This is a genomic window from Nitrospirota bacterium (assembly GCA_016207885.1).
Lineage (GTDB): Bacteria > Nitrospirota > Thermodesulfovibrionia > UBA6902 > UBA6902 > JACQZG01.
This window is the reverse complement of sequence record JACQZE010000025.1, coordinates 69,505-88,177: the sequence shown is the minus strand read 5'-3', so window position 1 is coordinate 88,177 and position 18,673 is coordinate 69,505. Positions and strand designations below refer to the sequence as shown.

Here is an 18,673-nt window from a genome sequence, read left to right as displayed (position 1 = left end):
GATAAAAGGTACGCCGGGGATAACAGGCTGATGGCGTCCAAGAGTTCATATCGACGACGCCGTTTGGCACCTCGATGTCGGCTCATCGCATCCTGGGGCTGAAGTAGGTCCCAAGGGTTGGGCTGTTCGCCCATTAAAGCGTTACGCGAGCTGGGTTCAGAACGTCGTGAGACAGTTCGGTCCCTATCTGTCGTGGGCGCCGGAGACTTGAGAGGAGCTGTCCCTAGTACGAGAGGACCGGGATGGACGAACCGCTGGTGTGTGGGTTGTTCTGCCAAGAGCAGTGCCCAGTAGCTATGTTCGGACGGGATAACCGCTGAAAGCATCTAAGCGGGAAGCCCACCTCAAGATTAGGTCTCCCTCCCGCTTAAGCGGGACTGAAGATCAGTGGTAGACTACCACATTGATAGGCTGGGTGTGTAAGTTCGGTGACGGATTGAGCTAACCAGTACTAATAGATCGTGTGCCTTGACCTCATTACTCAAATTCTAACAGTTATCACATAATAGTTTTAGTCATTTAATAAGCCCACAGACAAGTGGGTTTTTTTTTGTAAAATTTCCGTAAGGTAACTATATGAAAACATACATTTTCTTGAGAGAAGGTTTTTTTAATTATAATTCTTGTCTTTTACTCTAATTTCAGATATAATTTCAAGTTATACATCCCATAATTCATTATAAGCTTATGAAAGAACGAGATATAGTAGACGAAATAATTGAGGTCGGCAAAAAGAAAGGCGTCCTGACGTATGATGAGATAAACGAGGCCCTTCCTTCTGAATTCTTCAGTCCTGATGAAATTGAAGATCTTATGGATCTTCTTCAGGATATGGGCATTGATATTGTGGATGAAGAGGCACAGCCATTGGAGAAGGAGGAGGTTCAGGGGTACGAGAAGACCGAGGATCTTGTCCAGGCATATTTTCATTCTATGGGGGATATCTCCATACTTACCAAAGCTGAGGAGGTTGAGCTTGCCAAGAAGCTTGAGGAAGGAAAAGGTATTATTGCTGAAATCATCTTGCATCTTCCCATTACAAAGAAGATCGAGAAAACTATTCCTTTTGATGCTGAGGTATTTGAGGAAGAATCAGAGAGGATTGACGTGGTTGTTGACCTTGCTTTAAACAGAATCAAAGACATGGTCGATGAGGTTAGGGCATCAAATAAAAAAATGAAGAAGTACGGCGGTTCGCTTAAGGCAATAGGTTTAATGATTAAGCATGAAAAAAGCAAAAAAAGGGTAAGGCAGTCATTGCTTCTTGAAATGGAAGAGACAGCGAGCAAGGTAAGGAAAACATTCAAGAAGATAGAGTCAGAGGTGGGAATTAAGATAGATAATCTGCTGTTAATGTGGGACAGGATCTTCAAAGTACAGGCGTTTGTTCATGAGGCCAAGGGCGAGCTTATCACCAGAAATCTCAGGCTTGTAGTTAATATTGCAAAAAATTATGTAGGCAGAGGATTGCCTCTTCTGGATCTTATACAGGAAGGTAATATCGGGCTTATGAAAGCTGTTGATAAGTTCAAGTATGAAAAAGGTTATAAATTCAGTACGTATGCAACCTGGTGGATAAGGCAGGCAATTACAAGGGCTCTGATAGATCAGACCAAGACTATAAGGGTGCCTGTTCATATGATGGAGTTTTATAACAGGGTTACAAAGGCATCAAGGGAGCTCACTCAGGAACTTGGGAGAGAGCCGACCAATGAAGAGATTGGCAAGAAACTGGAAGTTACTACTAAGAAAGTTGAGGATGTTTTTAGGGCTATTCAGGATCCTATTGCGCTGCAGACACCTGTAGGCGATGAAGACACTGAACTTGAAGATTTTATTGGTGACAAAAACAGCCCTTCTCCGTACACAGAAGCAGAGAAAAAAGAGGTCTCTGGTTATATAAAGAAAGTGCTTGGTACACTTACTCCAAAAGAGGAGAAGGTAATCAGGATGAGGTTTGGTATAGGCGTAGACCGGGATCATACACTCGAAGAGGTCGGCAGGCACCTTGCAATCACCAGAGAGAGGGTCAGGCAGATAGAGGCAAAGGCTTTAAGGAAACTTAAGCACCCTACGAGATTGAAGGCGCTGAAGACATTGGTAAGCACATAAAAATATTTGTAATGTATAAAAAAAGGGAGCAGAATTCTGCCCCCTTTTTTTTTGTATCTCTGGCTTACTATTTATTATTTCTTACCCCATGTATCGCCTGTCATCACTTCTTGCTGTATATCAAGTATAATGGCAGCCGCAGTATTTGACCTTGTGGATATAACCTGCAAAGAACCTATCGGAGCATTGTCCTGAATTGAGAAGACGTCACCAGGTTCAAGCCCGTCTTCAGAACCTTTATCAAGGTAAACAATATCGCCTTTGTATGAAATACGGTTGTCGATCTTTGACCCCACTATGTATCCATGAATGTCAGGAGTTCTTGCTGTCTTGAGCCTGGCAGGTGGCATGCATCCGACATATTCCATTAGATTGTCACCGTCGTCGAGATGATCATATTGTTCTATAATCCTGGCTTTAGGAGTGTTATTCTCAATTTCTACAACTTCAAGCAGGCCGGTCACTTTCACCTGATATCCAAGCCTGCCGCCAGTCTTTGGATGTTTGATTTCCTTAGTCTTCCTAATAGACAAGAACATATCACCAACCGAAACTTTGTTTCCTGTCTTCAGAAATACAGAATCGGTTTTTCCAAACAGATTTCTTCCTCTATCAGTAAAAAATACTTCTCCGATGTTCTGATATTCGTTTGATATCCAACCGGTTGAGATGTAGGTGTTTTTGTCTACAATATATTCAACAGCCGGTTTGGGAGATTCTGTTATTACAGGTTTGAATTCCGGGAAGTCCAGTTCAAGCTCATCAGAAGAAGCTGTATTTTCCGCGTTTGGGCTATCCTGGGTCAAACGCATAAGTTCCTCCCTGGATGGAATCCATATCTTAGTACCGGGATAGATGAGGTCAGGATTTGCAATTTGAGGATTGGCATGCCAGAGCTTTGGCCATAACATAGGTTCTTTCAGTTCGTTATTAGAGATATCCCAGAGGGTATCGCCTTTTATTATGATATAGTTTTTTGATTCTGGGTCATCTGCGCTTGCGAAGTTAATAAAAAGCCCGAATACTATGACCAGCAATAATGCTCTTATCTTCATTTGGATTCCTCCATGAAATTAAATCTGTAGTTACAATATATCATAAAAAAATATTATATTGAAGCTAAGTGGAATATTCAGCGTTAATCTTTATATATTTTTCAGTAAGGTCACATGTAAGTATACTGGCATATTTTTTTCCAAGGCCGATGTCTACAGTAATGTTTATTTCTTTATCGGCGAATAAATTTTGCGATATATTAGCCTTGCTGTTTCTGATCCCATTGCTTACGATTTTGCATTTATTAATATGAATTTCTATCTTTTTTTCATCAATGTCAACTCCGGCATATCCTATGGCCGATATTATCCTGCCCCAGTTCGGGTCTTGCCCGTATATGGCTGTTTTGACAAGCATAGAGCTGGCGATTGCTCTGGCAATATCTTCAGAATCCGCTTCTGTTTTTGTTCCTTTGACCTTTACATTGACCAGCTTTGTTGCGCCTTCTCCGTCTATGGCTATCATTTTTGCAAGATTATATGTGAGTTCAATCAATGCATTTTCAAATACTTTGTAGTCAGATGATTTTCGGGTTATCGGGATATTGCCGAGCATTCCGTTTGCCATGATCATTACAGTGTCGTTTGTGCTCATATCATTATCTACAACCAGCCTGTTGAATGATTGTTTTACAGCCGCTTTCAGGGCATTGTTGAGAGCTATCGGGGTTATATCTATATCAGTGACAATGTAGCTCAGCATTGTCGCCATATTCGGTGAGATCATTCCTGACCCTTTGGCTATCCCAGCAATTGATCCCGTCTTATTGCCTATCCTGACCTTTTTGAATACTACCTTGGGGAAAGTATCGGTGGTCATTATTGCAGAAGAGATATTGTCCAATGATAGAGGAGAAAGCATTTTGACGGCTACTGGTATAGCCTTTCTTATTTTTGCCATAGGAAGCGGTATTCCGATTATTCCGGTTGATGATACATAGACAAGATTATTTCTGATTCCCAGTTCCTGAGCAGTAAGTCTTGTCATCTCAGAGGCGTCTTTTAATCCGATCTCACCAGTGCATGCATTGGCGTTGCCGCTGTTAATAATTATAGCCTGACCCTTCCCGGATCTTATGCGTTTTATATCAAGCTTGACAGGAGCTGCTTTAACCTTATTGGTCGTGAAGACGCCCGCTATGGTTGCCGGCTTTTCTGAAAATATAATTCCCAGGTCAGGTTTGTTTGTCTTCTTTTTGATACCAACAGATATGCCTGAGAACATAAATCCCGGGACAAGGAGTTTCTTGCTAACAGATGGCTTGCGCATTAAGGAAATAAGGGAAGGGTATTAAGCCCCTCAGTCTCATTGAATCCGGACATTATATTCATGTTCTGGACAGCCTGGCCTGAAGCCCCTTTTAGAAGGTTGTCGATCGCGCTTATTATTATGAGTGTATTATGGCTATGGCTTCGCTTGTCAAGGAATACAGATATGTCGCAGTAGTTGCTTCCTTTCACAGCCTTTGTGGCCGGATAAATTCCATTATTTAAAACCCTGACAAATGGCTCGTTTCTATAAAAGTTCCTGTATATCTGCTGAACCTTGGAGAGGGTCATACCCTCTTTAATGCGGATGTAACTGGTGCTGAGCATCCCCCTGTCCATGGGGATCAGGTGCGGAGTGAAAACTATCTTGATCTTCTTCCCTGAAATACAATTCAGCTCTTGCTCTATTTCTGGAGTATGCCTATGGTTGCTTACAGCATAGGCCTTGACAGATTCATTGACTTCACAGAACATGAAAGGCTGTGCCGGATTTCTGCCTGCTCCTGAGACACCTGATTTTGAATCTATAATAATAGAATCAGTATCAGCAAAATCCTTGTCAATTATCGGGGCCAAGGCGAGGACTATAGATGTAGGGTAGCAGCCAGGGTTAGCGATTATCGATGCGGATCTTATCTTGTCCCTATTGATCTCAGGAAGGCCGTAAACAGCTTTTTTAAGAAGGGGCTGACAGATATGCTTGGTGCCGTACCACTCCTGATATGTTTTAGCGCTCTTCAGCCTGAAGTCAGCTGAAAGGTCAATAACCTTTTTGCCTGCTTCATTAAGATATGCAACAACCGGCTGAGAGGTCATATGTGGAAGGCAGAGAAAAAAGAGGTCGGCTTTGTTTTTTAGTGTAGCAAGATGAAGTTTTTCAAGCTTGAGAATGGAATCTCTTGAGTGAAGAAATAACTCTGAGATGGATGATCCTGCCAGACGTTCGGAAGTGACGGCTGTTACCTTGACATGTGAGTGGTGCTGCAGAATTCTGAATAGTTCACCACCTGTATATCCACTGCCTCCTAAGATAGCAACTTTTAACATTTAAAGACCGTAATGTGTAATCAGTTATGAGTGATATTAATAAAAGGCTTTGTGTAGAAATTCAACTTGTTACGCAATACGCTTAACCAGCCACGGTTTATTAATTATCTCTTTGAGAACTGGAAGCGTGCTCTTGCACCCTTTTGGCCATACTTCTTTCTCTCAACCGCCCGCGGATCTCTCGTTAAGAAACCTTCTTTTTTAAGCGGCCCTCTAAAGTCGGAATTGATCTTGATGAGCGCCCTAGCTATGCCGTGCTTGATAGCGCCGGCCTGTCCGCTTACGCCTCCGCCCGTTACCCTGACGTTGACATCATACTTGCCGTTGACTGCAACAGAATTTAACGGCTGAAGAACTATCATCTTCATCGTCTCAAAAGGGAAGTATTCCCCAAGTGGTTTCTTGTTGATTGTGACATTCCCGGCACCGGGCTTAAGGAAAACTTGCGCAATAGAATTTTTTCTTCTTCCGGTTGCGTTATATAGTATCTCTGCCATATTCTAAAAACTCCTTATTTGGTCAAAGTTAATGGTTCAGGATTTTGTGCAACATGAGGATGGTCTGTGCCGCTGTAAACCTTTAGTTTCTTTATCTGTTCCCTGCCGAGAGGGTTTTTAGGAAGCATCCCTCGAATCGCAGTGGTAAGAAGCTTTTCAGGGTTAACCTTCATAAGGTCTTTAGCGGTCTCCTTCTTTATTCCACCGGGATAACCAGTGTGGTGATAGTATTCTTTCTGCTCAAGCTTGTTGCCCGTAAGCTGGATCTTGCCGGCATTTATGATGATAACGCCATCACCTGTATCGGCATTAGGGGTGTATATTGGTTTGGTCTTGCCTCTGAGCACTGAAGCTACTCTTGAAGCCAGCCTTCCCAGCACCTGCCCATTGGCATCAACAACATACCATTTTGTGTCTACATCGCTCTTTTTTGTAAATACAGTTTTCATATTTCCTCAGATCTAAATTTAGTAAATTATTTGAACATATATATTATGTTATATGTTCTTTATTTGTCAATAAGTCAGGAAGGATAACATCAAGGCACTAAGTAATGCCTTGATGCAGAGGATCAGGCCCTGTCACAAGGCTGGCAGGACAGTTTTGCCCAATCCACATCTTCCATCTCGTGGATATACTCCTGAATTGTATAGCTTTGTCTGCAATCCATGCAGTTCAGGCTTGTTCCTCTTCAGCCGATGGAGAGCTTAAGAGGCCCTCCGCAGGCATTGCATTTAAAACGGTTCTTTTCTTCACTTTTCATTAACCAACTCCAAAAAGTATAGTGTAAGCGTATAAACTTTAACACATTAACAGCTAAAGAGGCAAAGCGGAATAATGTAATTTTAAATGACTGGCAATCTATTTCTTAAGGCCCAATACATCCTGCATATCGTATAAATCCGGTTCTTTCCCTGCAACCCACAGGGCTGCCTTGATTGCACCGCCTGCGAACGTGTCCCTGCTTGATGCCTTGTGAGTTATCTCGATCCTTTCGCCGATACCGCCGAAGAGGACGGTATGATCACCTACAATATCACCGGCCCGGATGGTCTGCATCCCGATCTCTTTTTTTGTCCTCTCGCCTATGATCCCTTTTCTCGTATATACAGCGGTCTTTTCAAGATCCCTGCCAAGGGCATCCGCGAGAACCTGTGCAAGACGTATAGCAGTGCCTGACGGGGCATCTTTCTTAAGCCTGTGGTGTGCCTCTATGACCTCAACATCATAATCATCTCCAAGCACCCCGGCTATATCTTTTAGTATTTTCAAAAGAAGATTGATCCCGACGCTCATATTTGGCGAAAGTACGCAGGGGATTTTGTCAGTCTGGGACTTGATAGATGCTGTTTGCTCAAATGTAAGCCCTGTTGTTCCTATGACCATTGCGATGCCTTTTGCAGCAGCGGCTTTTGCTGTTGCCACAGTTGTCTCCGGATTGGAGAAATCGATCAGCACATCGGCTTTTTCTTTGATGTCATTGATATCGCCTGAAAGGGCAACTCCGATCTTGCCGATCCCTGTAACTTCTCCTATATCAGAGCCGATCTTTGGATGGCCCTTATACTCAAGCGCTCCAATAAGCTTTATCTCTTCATGTGCATTTGCAAGTGCTGTTATCCTTGTGCCCATCTTTCCGGCAGCGCCGGATACGATTATATTCACCATATCAATTCTCCTTTTCTGATGGGTCTGATTCGTCATTAAGCTTTCCCTCTATTTTATATTCACCCGATGCCCATTTGCCTAAGTCAATCAGTTTGCACCTGTCGGAACAGAATGGCCTATGCGGGTTTTCCTCCCACGTTGTATCTTTTTTGCAATATGGGCATTTAATCTTCATTAACTACTCCATCAAATACCTTCACCGCAGGGCCTGTCATATATACATGGTTGTCTTTTTTAGACCAGTCAATAAGAAGCTTGCCGCCTTTAAGATGGATAGTGACCTTTCTATCTGCAAGTCCAAGGAGTGAGGCTGCTACCGCAACCGCTGATGCGCCGGTGCCGCATGCCATGGTCTCGCCGGCCCCTCTTTCCCATACACGTATCTTGATATTCTTTCTGTTTAGTATTTGTATGAATTCAACGTTGGTTCTTTTTGGAAAGAGTTTGTGGTTCTCTATTTCATGCCCGATAGTTTCGACCGGAGCAGAATCAACATTCTTCACAACAATAACAGCATGAGGATTTCCCATTGATACGCATGTAATCCTAAATGTTTTATCTTTAACCTTTAGGGGATGATCAATGACAGTTGATAATCTGATCGTTACAGGGATTTTATCAGGTTCTAATACAGGCTCTCCCATATCAACCTTGATCAGGGAACCGGACTTTTCAGGATACATTATGCCTGCGAGGGTTTCTATAGAGAGTTTTTTCGACGAACTCTTAACCTTAAGTTTGTTGTCCCATATATATTTCGCAAGGCATCTTATCCCATTGCCGCACATCTCGACCTCAGAGCCGTCGGCATTGATGATGCCCATCCTGAAGTCAGCCTTCTTGGAGCTGCCGAGAATTATCAATTGATCAGCTCCGATCCCGAACCTGCGGTCACAGAGTTTCAGCGCGAGCTTCTTCAGGTTTTTGATCCTGCTGTTCCTATTGTCAATGACAACGAAGTCATTGCCGAGGCCGTGCATTTTTGTGAAATTAATTTTCATTTGGTTTTTTCTTTGTCATTCTGGCTTGTCCAGAATCCTGCCTTAAGATCGATTCTGGACAAGCCAGAATGACAGCCTTGAATCTTTATTTTAAAAACTCCGGCATCTTGATCCCTCTGTCAAGGACCTTGTTATCTTCCCTCTCCCTGATGACAAAGTATTTATCGCCCTTGACCAGAACTTCAGGTACCCTCGGCCTGCTGTTGTATGTTGAACTCATTGTAAAGCCGTACGCGCCCGCGCTCATCACAGCGAGCAGATCGCCCGGCATGACACGGTTCATCTTTCTATTCTTAGCGAGGAAGTCTCCTGATTCACATATAGGGCCTACGATATCCGTTGTGACCTTCTTGCGGCTATTCTTTTTGACCGGGGAAATATTATGGAATGCATTATAGAGGCTCGGCCTGATCAGGTCGTTCATGCCTGCGTCTACAACTGCGAACTCTTTATCCGCGTGCTGTTTGATGTAGAGGGCTTTTGTCACAAGTATCCCGGCATTGCCTGCGATAGACCTTCCGGGCTCAAGTATAAGGTTGAAATCATATTTCCTGAGAAGAGGAAGTATCGCCTTTGAGAGGTCTTTGGGATGAGGAGGTTCTTCATTATTATAAGGTATCCCGAGCCCGCCGCCTATATCGAGGTTCTGTATATTGATCCCTTTTGCTCTCAAGCTATCAGCAAGTATGAGGATCTTCTTTAAGGCGTCAACAAAAGGCCTTATCTGAGTTATCTGGGAGCCGATGTGTTTATGTATCCCGAGTATCTCGATATTTGAAAGCCTCTTTGCAAGTGCATAGTGTTCAAGCGCATCCGCAATAGGGATGCCGAACTTGCTCTCTTTTAATCCGGTTGATATATATGGATGTGTCTTCGGGTCAATGTCAGGGTTGACCCTCAGGGCTATCGGAGCTTTGACATTCAGCTTTTTGGCGACCCTGTTTATCGCCTTCAGCTCGTCAGATGATTCGACATTGAACATGAGTATCTTTGAGTTAAGCGCGTATGCTATCTCGTCATCAGTCTTGCCGACTCCGGCATAGACTATCTTCTTTGCCGGTATCCCAGCCTTCAATGCAAGGTAAAGCTCACCGCCTGATACGACGTCTGCGCCGGAACCATTCTTTGCAAGGAGCTTCAGTATCGCGAGGTTTGAGTTTGCCTTAAGCGCGAAACAGATTATATGACTGCGGCCGTCAAAAGCATCTTTGTATGCGTTCAGGTGCCTGATGAAGGTGTCATGGCTGTAGATGTATACCGGAGTGCCAACCTCTTTGGCAATCCTTTCAACCGGAATATTTTCAGCATAGAGTTTTGAATTTTTATATTTAAAGTCATGCATGAGTTATAATCTTCCTATGGATCTTAAAGAAAAGGCTGTTAAAACCATAAAGAAATATTCGATGCTTCAGCATGGAGACAGTATTCTCATAGGGCTGTCCGGCGGTCCTGACTCTGTCTGCTTAACGGTTATTTTAGATGAACTCAAGCACAATTTCAATCTCTCTCTGCACGCTGTATATGTAAACCACGGACTGCGTCCCAACGAAAACATTGAAGAAGAGGCATTTTGCAGGCGCCTTTGTGATGAGTTAGGGATAAAATTTTATGTTGAGCCAGTCGATACAAAGCAGCATTCAGAGTCAATGAAGCTTAATCTTCAGGAGGCTGCCAGAGAGCTGCGCTATGACGCGTTTGACAGGTTCGCTTATAAGGTCAATGCCGCATGTATAGCCATAGCGCATAACGCGGATGATCAGGCTGAGACGGTCTTGATGAGGCTGATCAGGGGAGCAGGCAGAAAAGGCCTCTCTGGAATGCAGCCTGTGCGCGGAAGCATTATCAGGCCTTTGATAGATATTGAGAGAAAGGATATTGAAGCATTCCTGTCACACAAAAATATTTCATATATGACAGATTCCTCCAATCTCAAGAGAGACTACTCACGCAACCGGCTGCGCTTAGAGATATTCCCTTTGTTGAAAGATGAAAATCCCTCTGTCATTGAGAGCATAAACAGGACAGCTGAGATATTAAGAGGCGAGGATGAATACCTTGAGATACAAACTACAAAGACGATGATGAGGCTTATCACAAGAAAGACGGATGAGTCGATCGAGCTTTTTCTTATCCCTCTGATGAACATTGAGCGAGCGATACTGAGAAGGGTGCTTCGCAGGGTGCTGTCTGAGATAGGCGCTGAAAGGGGTATTGAACTGGTTCATATCGATGACATCATACATCTTATTAAAGAGTGCAAGAGCGGTGACAGTATAAACCTTCCTAAAGGCATCAGGGCGTTAAAAGGTTATTCAACACTTCTCTTTACCAGAGAGGCTGCTGAAGGCATTAAGACACAGAATATTGATATTTCGGGCGAGATTGTCCTTAATGAATCAGGTTTAAGGCTTTTGGCGCAACTCTTTGATAAATTAGAAAAAACTGATGGTAGGGATACCGCTGTCCTTGACTATGACAGCCTCACTTTGCCGCTTCAGGTCCGCATGAGAAAGGATGGGGATTTCTTCTATCCCGCTGGCTTTGGCAGGAGAAAGAAGCTCCAGGATTTCTTTGTGGATGAGAAGGTTCCGAGAGAGCAGAGAGATGCAGTGCCTATTATTGTTTCAGGAGAAGATATAATTTGGGTCGCAGGCTGCAGGATGGATGAAAGGTTTAAGGCAAAAGAGGGGACAAATAAGTTCCTGGTTCTAAAGGTCGTGTCTTCTTAACTTGCCCGACAGCCGGTTCCGCCTGTATATTAGATAATTATGAATTATATTTATATTGAAAACGAGACAGGGCTTCAATTATATCTGAAGAAGTTTAAAGAGAAGGGGCTTCATGTCATCGCCCTGGATATTGAGGCTGAGTCTAACCTCCACGCTTATGGAGAGAGGTTATGCCTGGTGCAGATATTCGACGGAGTGGACAGTGTCATCATTGATCCATTTAATATAGGCAAAGAGACGCTCAAGATGCTCTTTGAAGATTCAAGTATCCTGAAGATGATGTATGACGCAGGAAGCGACCTCTCTTTACTCAAGAACTCAGCAGGCATGGAGATAAAATCCATACTCGACCTGAGGCCCGCCACTGAGCTTCTCGAATATGAGAAGAAGGACCTTCATTCCATAATCGCTTTTGAACTCGGCATCGTGCTCGAAGAGAAGAGGAAGTATCAGCAGCATAACTGGATCAACAGGCCTATAGAAGAAGAGGCGATCCATTATGCGCTCAATGATGTGATACATCTCTTTGCATTGAAGGATATCATTATCGCAAAGCTCTACGCCAAAAAGCTGATGGAGCCGTTCTTCCTGAAGAACCTCCAGATCCAGAACAAGGATTACACAAGAGACCCGGAGGACAAGTACAGAAAGATCAGCGGATACAGCAGGCTGAACTCCAAGGAGAAGGCTGTCTTCAGAAAGGTCTTTGATATCAGGGACAAGTACGCGGAGCTACACGACATGCCGCCTCACAGTGTCATCCAGAAGGGTGACCTGATCCAGATTGTCTATGACCTGCATTTCATTGACAAGATCCGGTTCTCAAGAAAGGTCAGCAATGAGTCGGTGAAGGAGATAGTGCGGGAGTTGAAGAAGGCAGTGAAGGGGCAGTAATCTATTAAGTTTTAACCTCAAGACAGATTTCCCAGTTAACTGCTTATTTGTGTGTATGTTATTGTATACTATACACATCATGGAGGTGATGAACTATGCAGACAGCAAAAGTAAGAAAACAGTTTCTTCTTGAACCCGGCAAAATTGAGATGGTCAGACGGATTACCCATGCCGTTACCGACACTGAGGCAATCAATAAAGCCCTTGATATGGTGATTGCCAACGAGAAAATTCATAAAGCGCTTTCCGCAGTAAAAGGTAAGGGGAAGATAGAGGACATTTTTGGCAGAATATCCGCTTAAGGTTATCTGCGACACCTCGATATATATCCCTTTTATAAATCAGGGAATCGCGCATCCTGCGGTTTTCAATGAGACATCCGCGCCATTACTATACATGAGTTCGGTTGTTGTTTCTGAACTTTACGCCGGAGCGCATGACAGCCAGTCCATTAAGCTTCTGGACAAGTTGTATCACACCTTTCAGAATGTCGGAAGACTGATAGTCCCCAATGACGAGGACTGGCGTCAAACCGGCGGCATCATCGCGAAGAACAGAAAAAAATACAGATATGACTCAACATATCTTTCCCGTCTGCAAAATGATATTCTTATCGCCTGCTCTGCCCGGAGAATCGGAGCGTTTGTGCTTACAAAAAATGAAAAGGATTTTGTGAGAATACGTGAGTTTGTGGATTTTCATATCTATGGGCGGTAAGGGAAAGGTCAGCAATGAGTCGGTGAAGGAGATAGTGCGGGAGTTGAAGAAGGCGGTTAAGGGGCAGTAAGTCGCTTTGCTGTCATTCTGGCAGGTCCAGAATCGTATTCCTTAGATGCCACTCCCAACCTCGATTATTAATCCAGAGCCTTTGCTTTCTTGCTCCCGTTCCTCTCATTTTTATTTAACAAAATTAACCAGCTACGTATATAATAACGGGGAAAGCGAGGATGGTTTAATGTCGAAGATTTATATCAATAATCTCATTTTGAAGAAGGCTGTGAAGGGGCAGTAAATCTAATGATCATCATTCACAAAATAGATGATTTTCTTTTCAATCTTTTTCCGAAGGCAAAAGAGGCCGGAAAGAGTGTTGAGATATTGAAAGCTGAATTGGGGAATTATTACACCTTCGGCCCGTATAAACCTAAAGTCGAGATTGATGAAGAGTTTATAAAGATCGAGATAGACACCTCCACAATTCTCAGCCAGAAGTCGGCCTTTGATACCGCAATCAAATACTGTGAATCAGGTAATTATAAAAAGGCAAAGCCTGTTCTCGAAAAGCTCGTTAAGAACAATCCGACTGTTTCTGAATATCACAGGGTGTTAGGCCAGATATATTCTGATGAAGGTCATCAGGAAGAAGGCATCAACTGTCTGATTGATGCTTTGCGTTGGGATCCGAAGAATACCAATGCGTTGATTATGATGGGCAATATCTTTGCGAGGGACAGAAATGATATTCCTACCGCAATGACATATTACGAACAGGCATTGAAAGTGAGGTCGGATGACCATATTGCCATGAACAATATCGGTGCAAACCTCATGCAGTTGGGAAAAGTCATAGAGGCAGAACGCTATTTTGAAAAGGCATACTCCATCAACAGCAACTATCCGAATACGATTTACGCAATGGGTATGCTCCGCAATATTAAAGGAGAATATCCTGCTGCATTTGACTATGCGATTCAGAGTTTAAAGAAGAGCAAAATAAATGATCCCATATACAGGCATGCCGTACAACTCGCAACTGAAGTAAGCCGTAAAATTGTAGACAGACAGACAGACAGACAGACAGACAGACAGATACACCTGCCTTATTAGATAATTATTTACAGAAGCTCGCGGTTGAATCAGGCAAAATAATCGACATCATTCCTGACGATTCCATTCTCACGCCGGCAAAGCTTGAGATTGCGGAAAACCACAACCGCGACAAACACATCGTCAGATTTAAAAAAGACTTCCCCGCCATTTCTCATTTAATAATGCATGAACTCGTTCATCTCGATTTTGCGGTTCAGTACAGGAAGAAGAACGCGAATTATGTATTTGTATCCACAAAAGAGCAGAAAGAGCTATTCATAAGAGACAACGAAGCCGTCATTCAACGTCTTAATAGTGAAGGGATGGATGAAAGCTCAATAGCTGGTTTTATCAATACCATTTTTAGCGGCATTAACAGTCAAATCTACAACAACCCAGTAGACCTTTTCATTGAAGATTTTCTCTACAAGACATATCCGGAGTTGCGCCCGTTTCAGTTTCTTTCCCTCTATACGCTGTTTCAGGATTACATTAAATCAGCAACAAGCAAAAAGATCATTGAATTCGCTCCGGCGATTGTCAGGAATGCCAATATCATTTTGAGCCTTGTGCACAGTTTTCAGTTTAAAGACCTGTATGGATATGAGACAAGCAATCTCTTCAAAGCATCACAACAGCAGATGAAGATCGCAAAGGGTTTTTATGATGAATACCGGAAATATCAAAAGAATGACATGGCGCTTGAGTCGCATGAATTAATTCAGAAATGGGCAAAGGAACTAAAGATTGAAAAGTATTTCTCTTTGATAGAGGAGAGCGAGTATCAGGGTAACCCCCTCAACCCCCCTTTGCCAAAGAGGGAAGTTATAACTGATGAGGAAAGTTCCCCTCTAATAAAACCAACAGTAGGTGCTTTTTCAGACATTCAGGACAACCCCTCTGAGTCCCCCCTTACCAAGGGGGGAATTGAAAGGGGGGTGGGTCAAATGGCAGTCACCATGTACTGCCTCAGCGCATTGGAATATTTTGCGGACAAAGATTTAGAAGAAATTAAAAAAGTCGGCTTTGAGATTGCGATGCTGGGCAGGCAGGGAATTGATCCTGCAAAGACAGAGAAGAAATATAACCTCGAAAGCATCCCCGGAAAAGAATTTACAGGACTTCAATTGCTTGCCTATATGTATTCAGCATTTCAGGTTATCGATCCGTTTCTGGATACGGGGATGAATTATAAGAAAGAGTATGAGATGGCGAAGGGAATGCTGGGGAAAGATAAAGAGACCGGAGCCGTCTAATTTATTAGCCCTTTTTTGTAGGCAATCCTAACCACGCCAAAGGAAGCTCATTGAATTTATAGTGGCAATTAACGCTATGAATATAATCCAATACATCTTTGTATTCCGGTTTTTTAAACCAATCATTTAGCACATAGACGTATTCAACCTTGATGCCAAGTGATGCTACCAGCTTCAAATACTGCTTGCGTTTAAAATCGCATGTCTGTAATTAGTCATCGACTAAACCGCCAACTTGTTGATATTTGATGTCAAGGTTTTATTTCATTTAAGGCTCTATAGAGCAATTTTGATAGCTTCTTCCTTTCACTACCCACATCCATACAGTATGCATGCCCATAAACCTCAATATATTTTTCAAATAATTTTGTTAATTCTTCAGGATAACAATTATTTTTTGTCTCAGAGTATTTCTCTTTAAACATAATAATATCATTGTTTAGCTCTTCCGAAATTTCTTTAAAATAAGGTTTAAATAGCATTTACTCTCCCTTTCTACAGAATGAGCCTGGATTCTATACTTATAAGCTCACTTGTTTTTGAATGTAATTCGGCCACATTGTCGTAACTCCAAAAACCAACCCGTTTGCTAATAGGGTTAAATGCCTGAGAGGACAATTTTGTCTGAAATTCCCTCCGTCTGACCTCATCAGCGACTATGCAGAAGTTGGTATAGAAGTCCTGTAGCTCAACAAATTTTCGCAAGGAATTATGAATATCCGTGGAATGTTCGATTTCAAAAAAGCTTGAAGGCATGTTTCTCTTGTTGAACCACATCACATCAACAGTTCGCGCTGTTCAAACTATCGCATCATAGCTAAACTGATATATATTGGAAACCGTTACAATTTCAGAAAGTTTTTTACCAAGATAAAGCTTGTTTTTATCCTGATTGGGAACAAATGTTTTATACTGCTTTAAGTTTCCTATTTCTACAAGTAACCCTTGATAATAGGAGTGGGAATATTCTTCCTGTTTTGCCTTTGGCTGGTCTTTAACTGGCAGGATGTCAGTCGGTAGCTTGCCTTTAAAGGATTTTAATGCCCATAAGCCGGGGCGTATCTTAAAGAAAAAACGCTCATCTTGAACAATACGGCGGATGCTTGCAAATGGAGTTTTTGTTTTCCATACACACTCTCGAATCTTGAGTACCTCTTGATTTAAAAAGCCAAGGGTCGCATATCCTCCGTTCTCTGCCATTACTTTCATAACTGCTTCATGTTGTTTCATGGCATTATTTTAACAAAACGCATGAAGTTGTTTGCAAAATATTTTTTGTAGTGCCAATGCAGACCGCTGAGTTCTGCAAGTTTCTCACGGGAATATTCCATCTTCTTGCGTTGGTTTTTAACATTTTCGCCGAACTTAATTTGAATGTCTTTCACAATGATCTATTAAATACAATTAATACTTTTACGTCCATAGACTATAAGTCTCATTTGAATAGTCGCTGGATTTCGCATAAAGCCTGCCTACCGGACAGGGAGCCCTTTTTACTAAAGAGGGGAATAAAAGCGCAAACTGGGATCAGTTTCACAGCCCGAAGAACCTCTCCCCTGTGTAAACAATCCTGAAAATTACCCTCATGTGGTAACATACTGATAATCAGGTGCATTACCGATTTAAAGCGTTTGATGTAGAAGGTCAATTCAGATAAAATATAGGCAATCAAAGAAGGAGGTTATCATGACAACGGTACAGATAAAATCCGATTCAGATAACAGCACGCTGGATATCATCAAGGATGCCATTGAAGCGGAACTGAAGCGTCTTGAACTTGGTCTTCAAAAGACAAATAAACAGATTACACAATTTGAGAATGAATATAAGATTTCTTCTGAAACGTTTCTGTCTAAGTTCACAGCCGAAGATATGAAAAACGGCGACTCTGAATATATTGAATGGGCCGGGGAACTGAAGATCAGGGAGAGGATACTTGCAGACCTGAACAGACTGAAGGAAATCCGGTATGTTGCTTAGCGAATACCTGTCAGAACTTGTAAAGGTCATAGATGAATATGCCAGGGCTGGCTTACTTGCTGATTCTAAATTAAGAACTGATTTCAGAACCGAGAAGATCGGCATCATAGAAGGCGAAGTCACTTTCTCTAACAACTCCAAACTTATTTTTACGGAATATCTGGATCTCAAATACAAACCTCAGAAGCTCAACTACTCATTCCATTATCAGCAAGGCGACGGCTCGTTAGTCTTCCGTTATGACAATGCCAAACATAAACCATCAATAGCCGCCTCTGGTCACAAGCACCTGCCTGACGGAAATGTTGAAGCTGCAGAGGTTCCTTTATTGAAAGAGATATTTACCGAGATTGCAGGATTCCTTCTATGAACACTATGCACGCGCCTTTCCCGGAAGGATCGTCATGAACCTCCCTGACATCCAACAGACCCTCCGCAAGTTCGCTGAAGCCAGAAACTGGGATCAGTTTCACAGCCCGAAGAACCTCTCAATGGCTCTCGCCGCAGAAGCTGCTGAACTGCTTGAGATCTTCCAGTGGCTGACAGAAGAGCAGTCAAAGGATATCGTCAATTCTGAAAAAGAACTCGCACAGGTTAAAGAAGAGATAGCAGATGTCTTCATTTACCTCGTCCGCCTTGCTGATAAATTAAACATCGACATCGAAAAAGAAGTCCTCGCCAAGATCGCCCTCAATGAAAAGAAATACCCCGTCGGCCTCTCCAAAGACAACGCCGTAAAGTACAACAGAAGATAATACTGCCATGCTGCAATTTATTACTTTTCTTTTCCAAAACCAATTATTTTTTTACTCTTTGTCTCAGGCGGTGTTATTAGCTGGCGGATGGCATCGAAAACAATCTTGAATTGACTATCGTATTTCTTCTCCATTGCTTCAATTTTCTGTCTCAAATCTTTATGTGTGGCAAGTAATTCCCTGATCTTTGTGAAAGTTCTCATGATCTGAATATTTGCATGGATAGCTCTTTTGCTGTTTAAAATACCTGAGAGCATTGCAACACCATTTTCTGTGAAGGAGTATGGATTGTAGCGTCGTCCACCCCAACTTGATGTCACAATTTGTGACCTCAAGTTCATAACTTCCTGATTGTTAAGCTGAAACATGAAATCGTCAGGAAACCGTTCGATGTTTCTTTTTACAGCCTGAAGAAGAACTTTTGTTTCAACTTCATATAGCTCTGCTAAATCGCTATCAAGCATGACGTTATGGGAACGTATCAGATATATCTTTTTCTCGATTGTTGCAGCCGGTATTATCTCTTTCATGCCTTCAATTAAAGACTATAACGGTCTGGATTTTCAAGATAATGAATTAACCTCACGTCTTCTCTCGTTAT

The 18,673-nt window shown here is 42.5% G+C and carries 21 protein-coding genes, 1 rRNA gene and 1 pseudogene; 11 read left to right on the top strand and 12 right to left on the bottom strand.

Translation table 11 applies throughout. The features are described 5' to 3' along the window. Nucleotides 1–477, top strand: a 23S ribosomal RNA gene (locus HY807_11075); the annotation flags it as partial. Between the two features lie 210 nt (nt 478–687). Beyond that, entirely contained in the window at nt 688–2,112 is a 1,425-nt protein-coding gene (locus HY807_11070) for a sigma-70 family RNA polymerase sigma factor (GenBank protein MBI4826941.1), read from the top strand. Nucleotides 2,113–2,186: 74 nt separating this feature from the next. On the opposite strand, the gene HY807_11065 is transcribed toward HY807_11070, so the two are convergent. The 9 genes from HY807_11065 to lysA form a co-directional block, all read right to left on the bottom strand. After that, the gene (locus HY807_11065) at nt 2,187–3,167 is read right to left on the bottom strand and encodes a LysM peptidoglycan-binding domain-containing protein (protein ID MBI4826940.1); all 981 of its coding nucleotides are present in this window, start codon (nt 3,165–3,167) and stop codon (nt 2,187–2,189) included. Nucleotides 3,168–3,231: 64 nt separating this feature from the next. Next, nucleotides 3,232–4,437, bottom strand: coding sequence for a bifunctional glutamate N-acetyltransferase/amino-acid acetyltransferase ArgJ (gene argJ, locus HY807_11060; protein MBI4826939.1), 1,206 nt, complete (start codon nt 4,435–4,437; stop codon nt 3,232–3,234). Further along, complete coding sequence (locus HY807_11055; GenBank protein ID MBI4826938.1) at nt 4,437–5,483, bottom strand: N-acetyl-gamma-glutamyl-phosphate reductase; 1,047 nt, start codon at nt 5,481–5,483, stop codon at nt 4,437–4,439. Before HY807_11055 ends, argJ begins: the two co-directional genes overlap by 1 nt. Before the next feature lie 104 nt (nt 5,484–5,587). Further along, on the bottom strand, nt 5,588–5,980 hold the full coding sequence (gene rpsI / locus HY807_11050) for a 30S ribosomal protein S9 (protein MBI4826937.1): 393 nt from the start codon (nt 5,978–5,980) through the stop codon (nt 5,588–5,590). Between the two features lie 14 nt (nt 5,981–5,994). Further along, nucleotides 5,995–6,429 carry a 50S ribosomal protein L13 gene (rplM, locus tag HY807_11045; protein ID MBI4826936.1) on the bottom strand — a complete coding sequence of 145 codons (435 nt, stop codon included), beginning with the start codon at nt 6,427–6,429 and terminating at the stop codon, nt 5,995–5,997. Nucleotides 6,430–6,841: 412 nt separating this feature from the next. Beyond that, on the bottom strand, nt 6,842–7,648 hold the full coding sequence (dapB, locus tag HY807_11040) for a 4-hydroxy-tetrahydrodipicolinate reductase (protein MBI4826935.1): 807 nt from the start codon (nt 7,646–7,648) through the stop codon (nt 6,842–6,844). A 1-nt stretch (nt 7,649) separates the two neighbouring features. Continuing rightward, nucleotides 7,650–7,823 carry a DNA gyrase inhibitor YacG gene (locus HY807_11035; protein ID MBI4826934.1) on the bottom strand — a complete coding sequence of 58 codons (174 nt, stop codon included), beginning with the start codon at nt 7,821–7,823 and terminating at the stop codon, nt 7,650–7,652. Beyond that, nucleotides 7,813–8,643, bottom strand: coding sequence for a diaminopimelate epimerase (locus tag HY807_11030; GenBank protein MBI4826933.1), 831 nt, complete (start codon nt 8,641–8,643; stop codon nt 7,813–7,815). The genes HY807_11035 and HY807_11030 overlap by 11 nt, the downstream gene beginning before the upstream one ends. 91 nt (nt 8,644–8,734) lie before the next feature. Beyond that, nucleotides 8,735–9,991, bottom strand: coding sequence for a diaminopimelate decarboxylase (lysA, locus tag HY807_11025; GenBank protein ID MBI4826932.1), 1,257 nt, complete (start codon nt 9,989–9,991; stop codon nt 8,735–8,737). 16 nt (nt 9,992–10,007) lie between these two features. Between lysA and tilS the strand changes: the two genes are divergently transcribed. From tilS to HY807_10995, 6 genes are all read left to right on the top strand, one after another. Continuing rightward, nucleotides 10,008–11,378, top strand: coding sequence for a tRNA lysidine(34) synthetase TilS (tilS, locus tag HY807_11020; GenBank protein MBI4826931.1), 1,371 nt, complete (start codon nt 10,008–10,010; stop codon nt 11,376–11,378). A 39-nt stretch (nt 11,379–11,417) separates the two neighbouring features. After that, complete coding sequence (locus tag HY807_11015) at nt 11,418–12,272, top strand: hypothetical protein (protein ID MBI4826930.1); 855 nt, start codon at nt 11,418–11,420, stop codon at nt 12,270–12,272. A gap of 95 nt (nt 12,273–12,367) precedes the next feature. Beyond that, complete coding sequence (locus HY807_11010) at nt 12,368–12,574, top strand: hypothetical protein (GenBank protein MBI4826929.1); 207 nt, start codon at nt 12,368–12,370, stop codon at nt 12,572–12,574. Next, a complete protein-coding gene (locus HY807_11005; GenBank protein ID MBI4826928.1) occupies nt 12,555–12,989 on the top strand; it encodes a type II toxin-antitoxin system VapC family toxin in 435 nt (144 codons plus the stop codon). The genes HY807_11010 and HY807_11005 overlap by 20 nt, the downstream gene beginning before the upstream one ends. A gap of 300 nt (nt 12,990–13,289) precedes the next feature. Then, complete coding sequence (locus tag HY807_11000; GenBank protein MBI4826927.1) at nt 13,290–14,099, top strand: tetratricopeptide repeat protein; 810 nt, start codon at nt 13,290–13,292, stop codon at nt 14,097–14,099. A 164-nt stretch (nt 14,100–14,263) separates the two neighbouring features. After that, entirely contained in the window at nt 14,264–15,337 is a 1,074-nt protein-coding gene (locus HY807_10995) for a hypothetical protein (GenBank protein MBI4826926.1), read from the top strand. Nucleotides 15,338–15,588: 251 nt separating this feature from the next. On the opposite strand, the gene HY807_10990 is transcribed toward HY807_10995, so the two are convergent. Together HY807_10990 and HY807_10985 are read right to left on the bottom strand one after the other, a co-directional pair. Beyond that, nucleotides 15,589–15,819, bottom strand: a complete 231-nt coding sequence (locus tag HY807_10990) for a hypothetical protein (GenBank protein MBI4826925.1) — start codon at nt 15,817–15,819, stop codon at nt 15,589–15,591. A 13-nt stretch (nt 15,820–15,832) separates the two neighbouring features. Further along, nucleotides 15,833–16,567: pseudogene (locus HY807_10985) on the bottom strand (hypothetical protein). Between the two features lie 456 nt (nt 16,568–17,023). On the opposite strand from HY807_10985, the gene HY807_10980 reads away from it, so the two are divergent. The 3 genes from HY807_10980 to HY807_10970 are packed head-to-tail and all read left to right on the top strand — an operon-like array spanning nt 17,024 to nt 18,072. Continuing rightward, a complete protein-coding gene (locus tag HY807_10980; GenBank protein ID MBI4826924.1) occupies nt 17,024–17,317 on the top strand; it encodes a hypothetical protein in 294 nt (97 codons plus the stop codon). Next, complete coding sequence (locus tag HY807_10975) at nt 17,307–17,687, top strand: hypothetical protein (GenBank protein ID MBI4826923.1); 381 nt, start codon at nt 17,307–17,309, stop codon at nt 17,685–17,687. Before HY807_10980 ends, HY807_10975 begins: the two co-directional genes overlap by 11 nt. 34 nt (nt 17,688–17,721) lie before the next feature. Continuing rightward, nucleotides 17,722–18,072, top strand: a complete 351-nt coding sequence (locus tag HY807_10970) for a nucleotide pyrophosphohydrolase (protein MBI4826922.1) — start codon at nt 17,722–17,724, stop codon at nt 18,070–18,072. Nucleotides 18,073–18,092: 20 nt separating this feature from the next. On the opposite strand, the gene HY807_10965 is transcribed toward HY807_10970, so the two are convergent. Next, the gene (locus HY807_10965) at nt 18,093–18,602 is read right to left on the bottom strand and encodes an ORF6N domain-containing protein (GenBank protein ID MBI4826921.1); all 510 of its coding nucleotides are present in this window, start codon (nt 18,600–18,602) and stop codon (nt 18,093–18,095) included. Nucleotides 18,603–18,673: the final 71 nt, after the last annotated feature.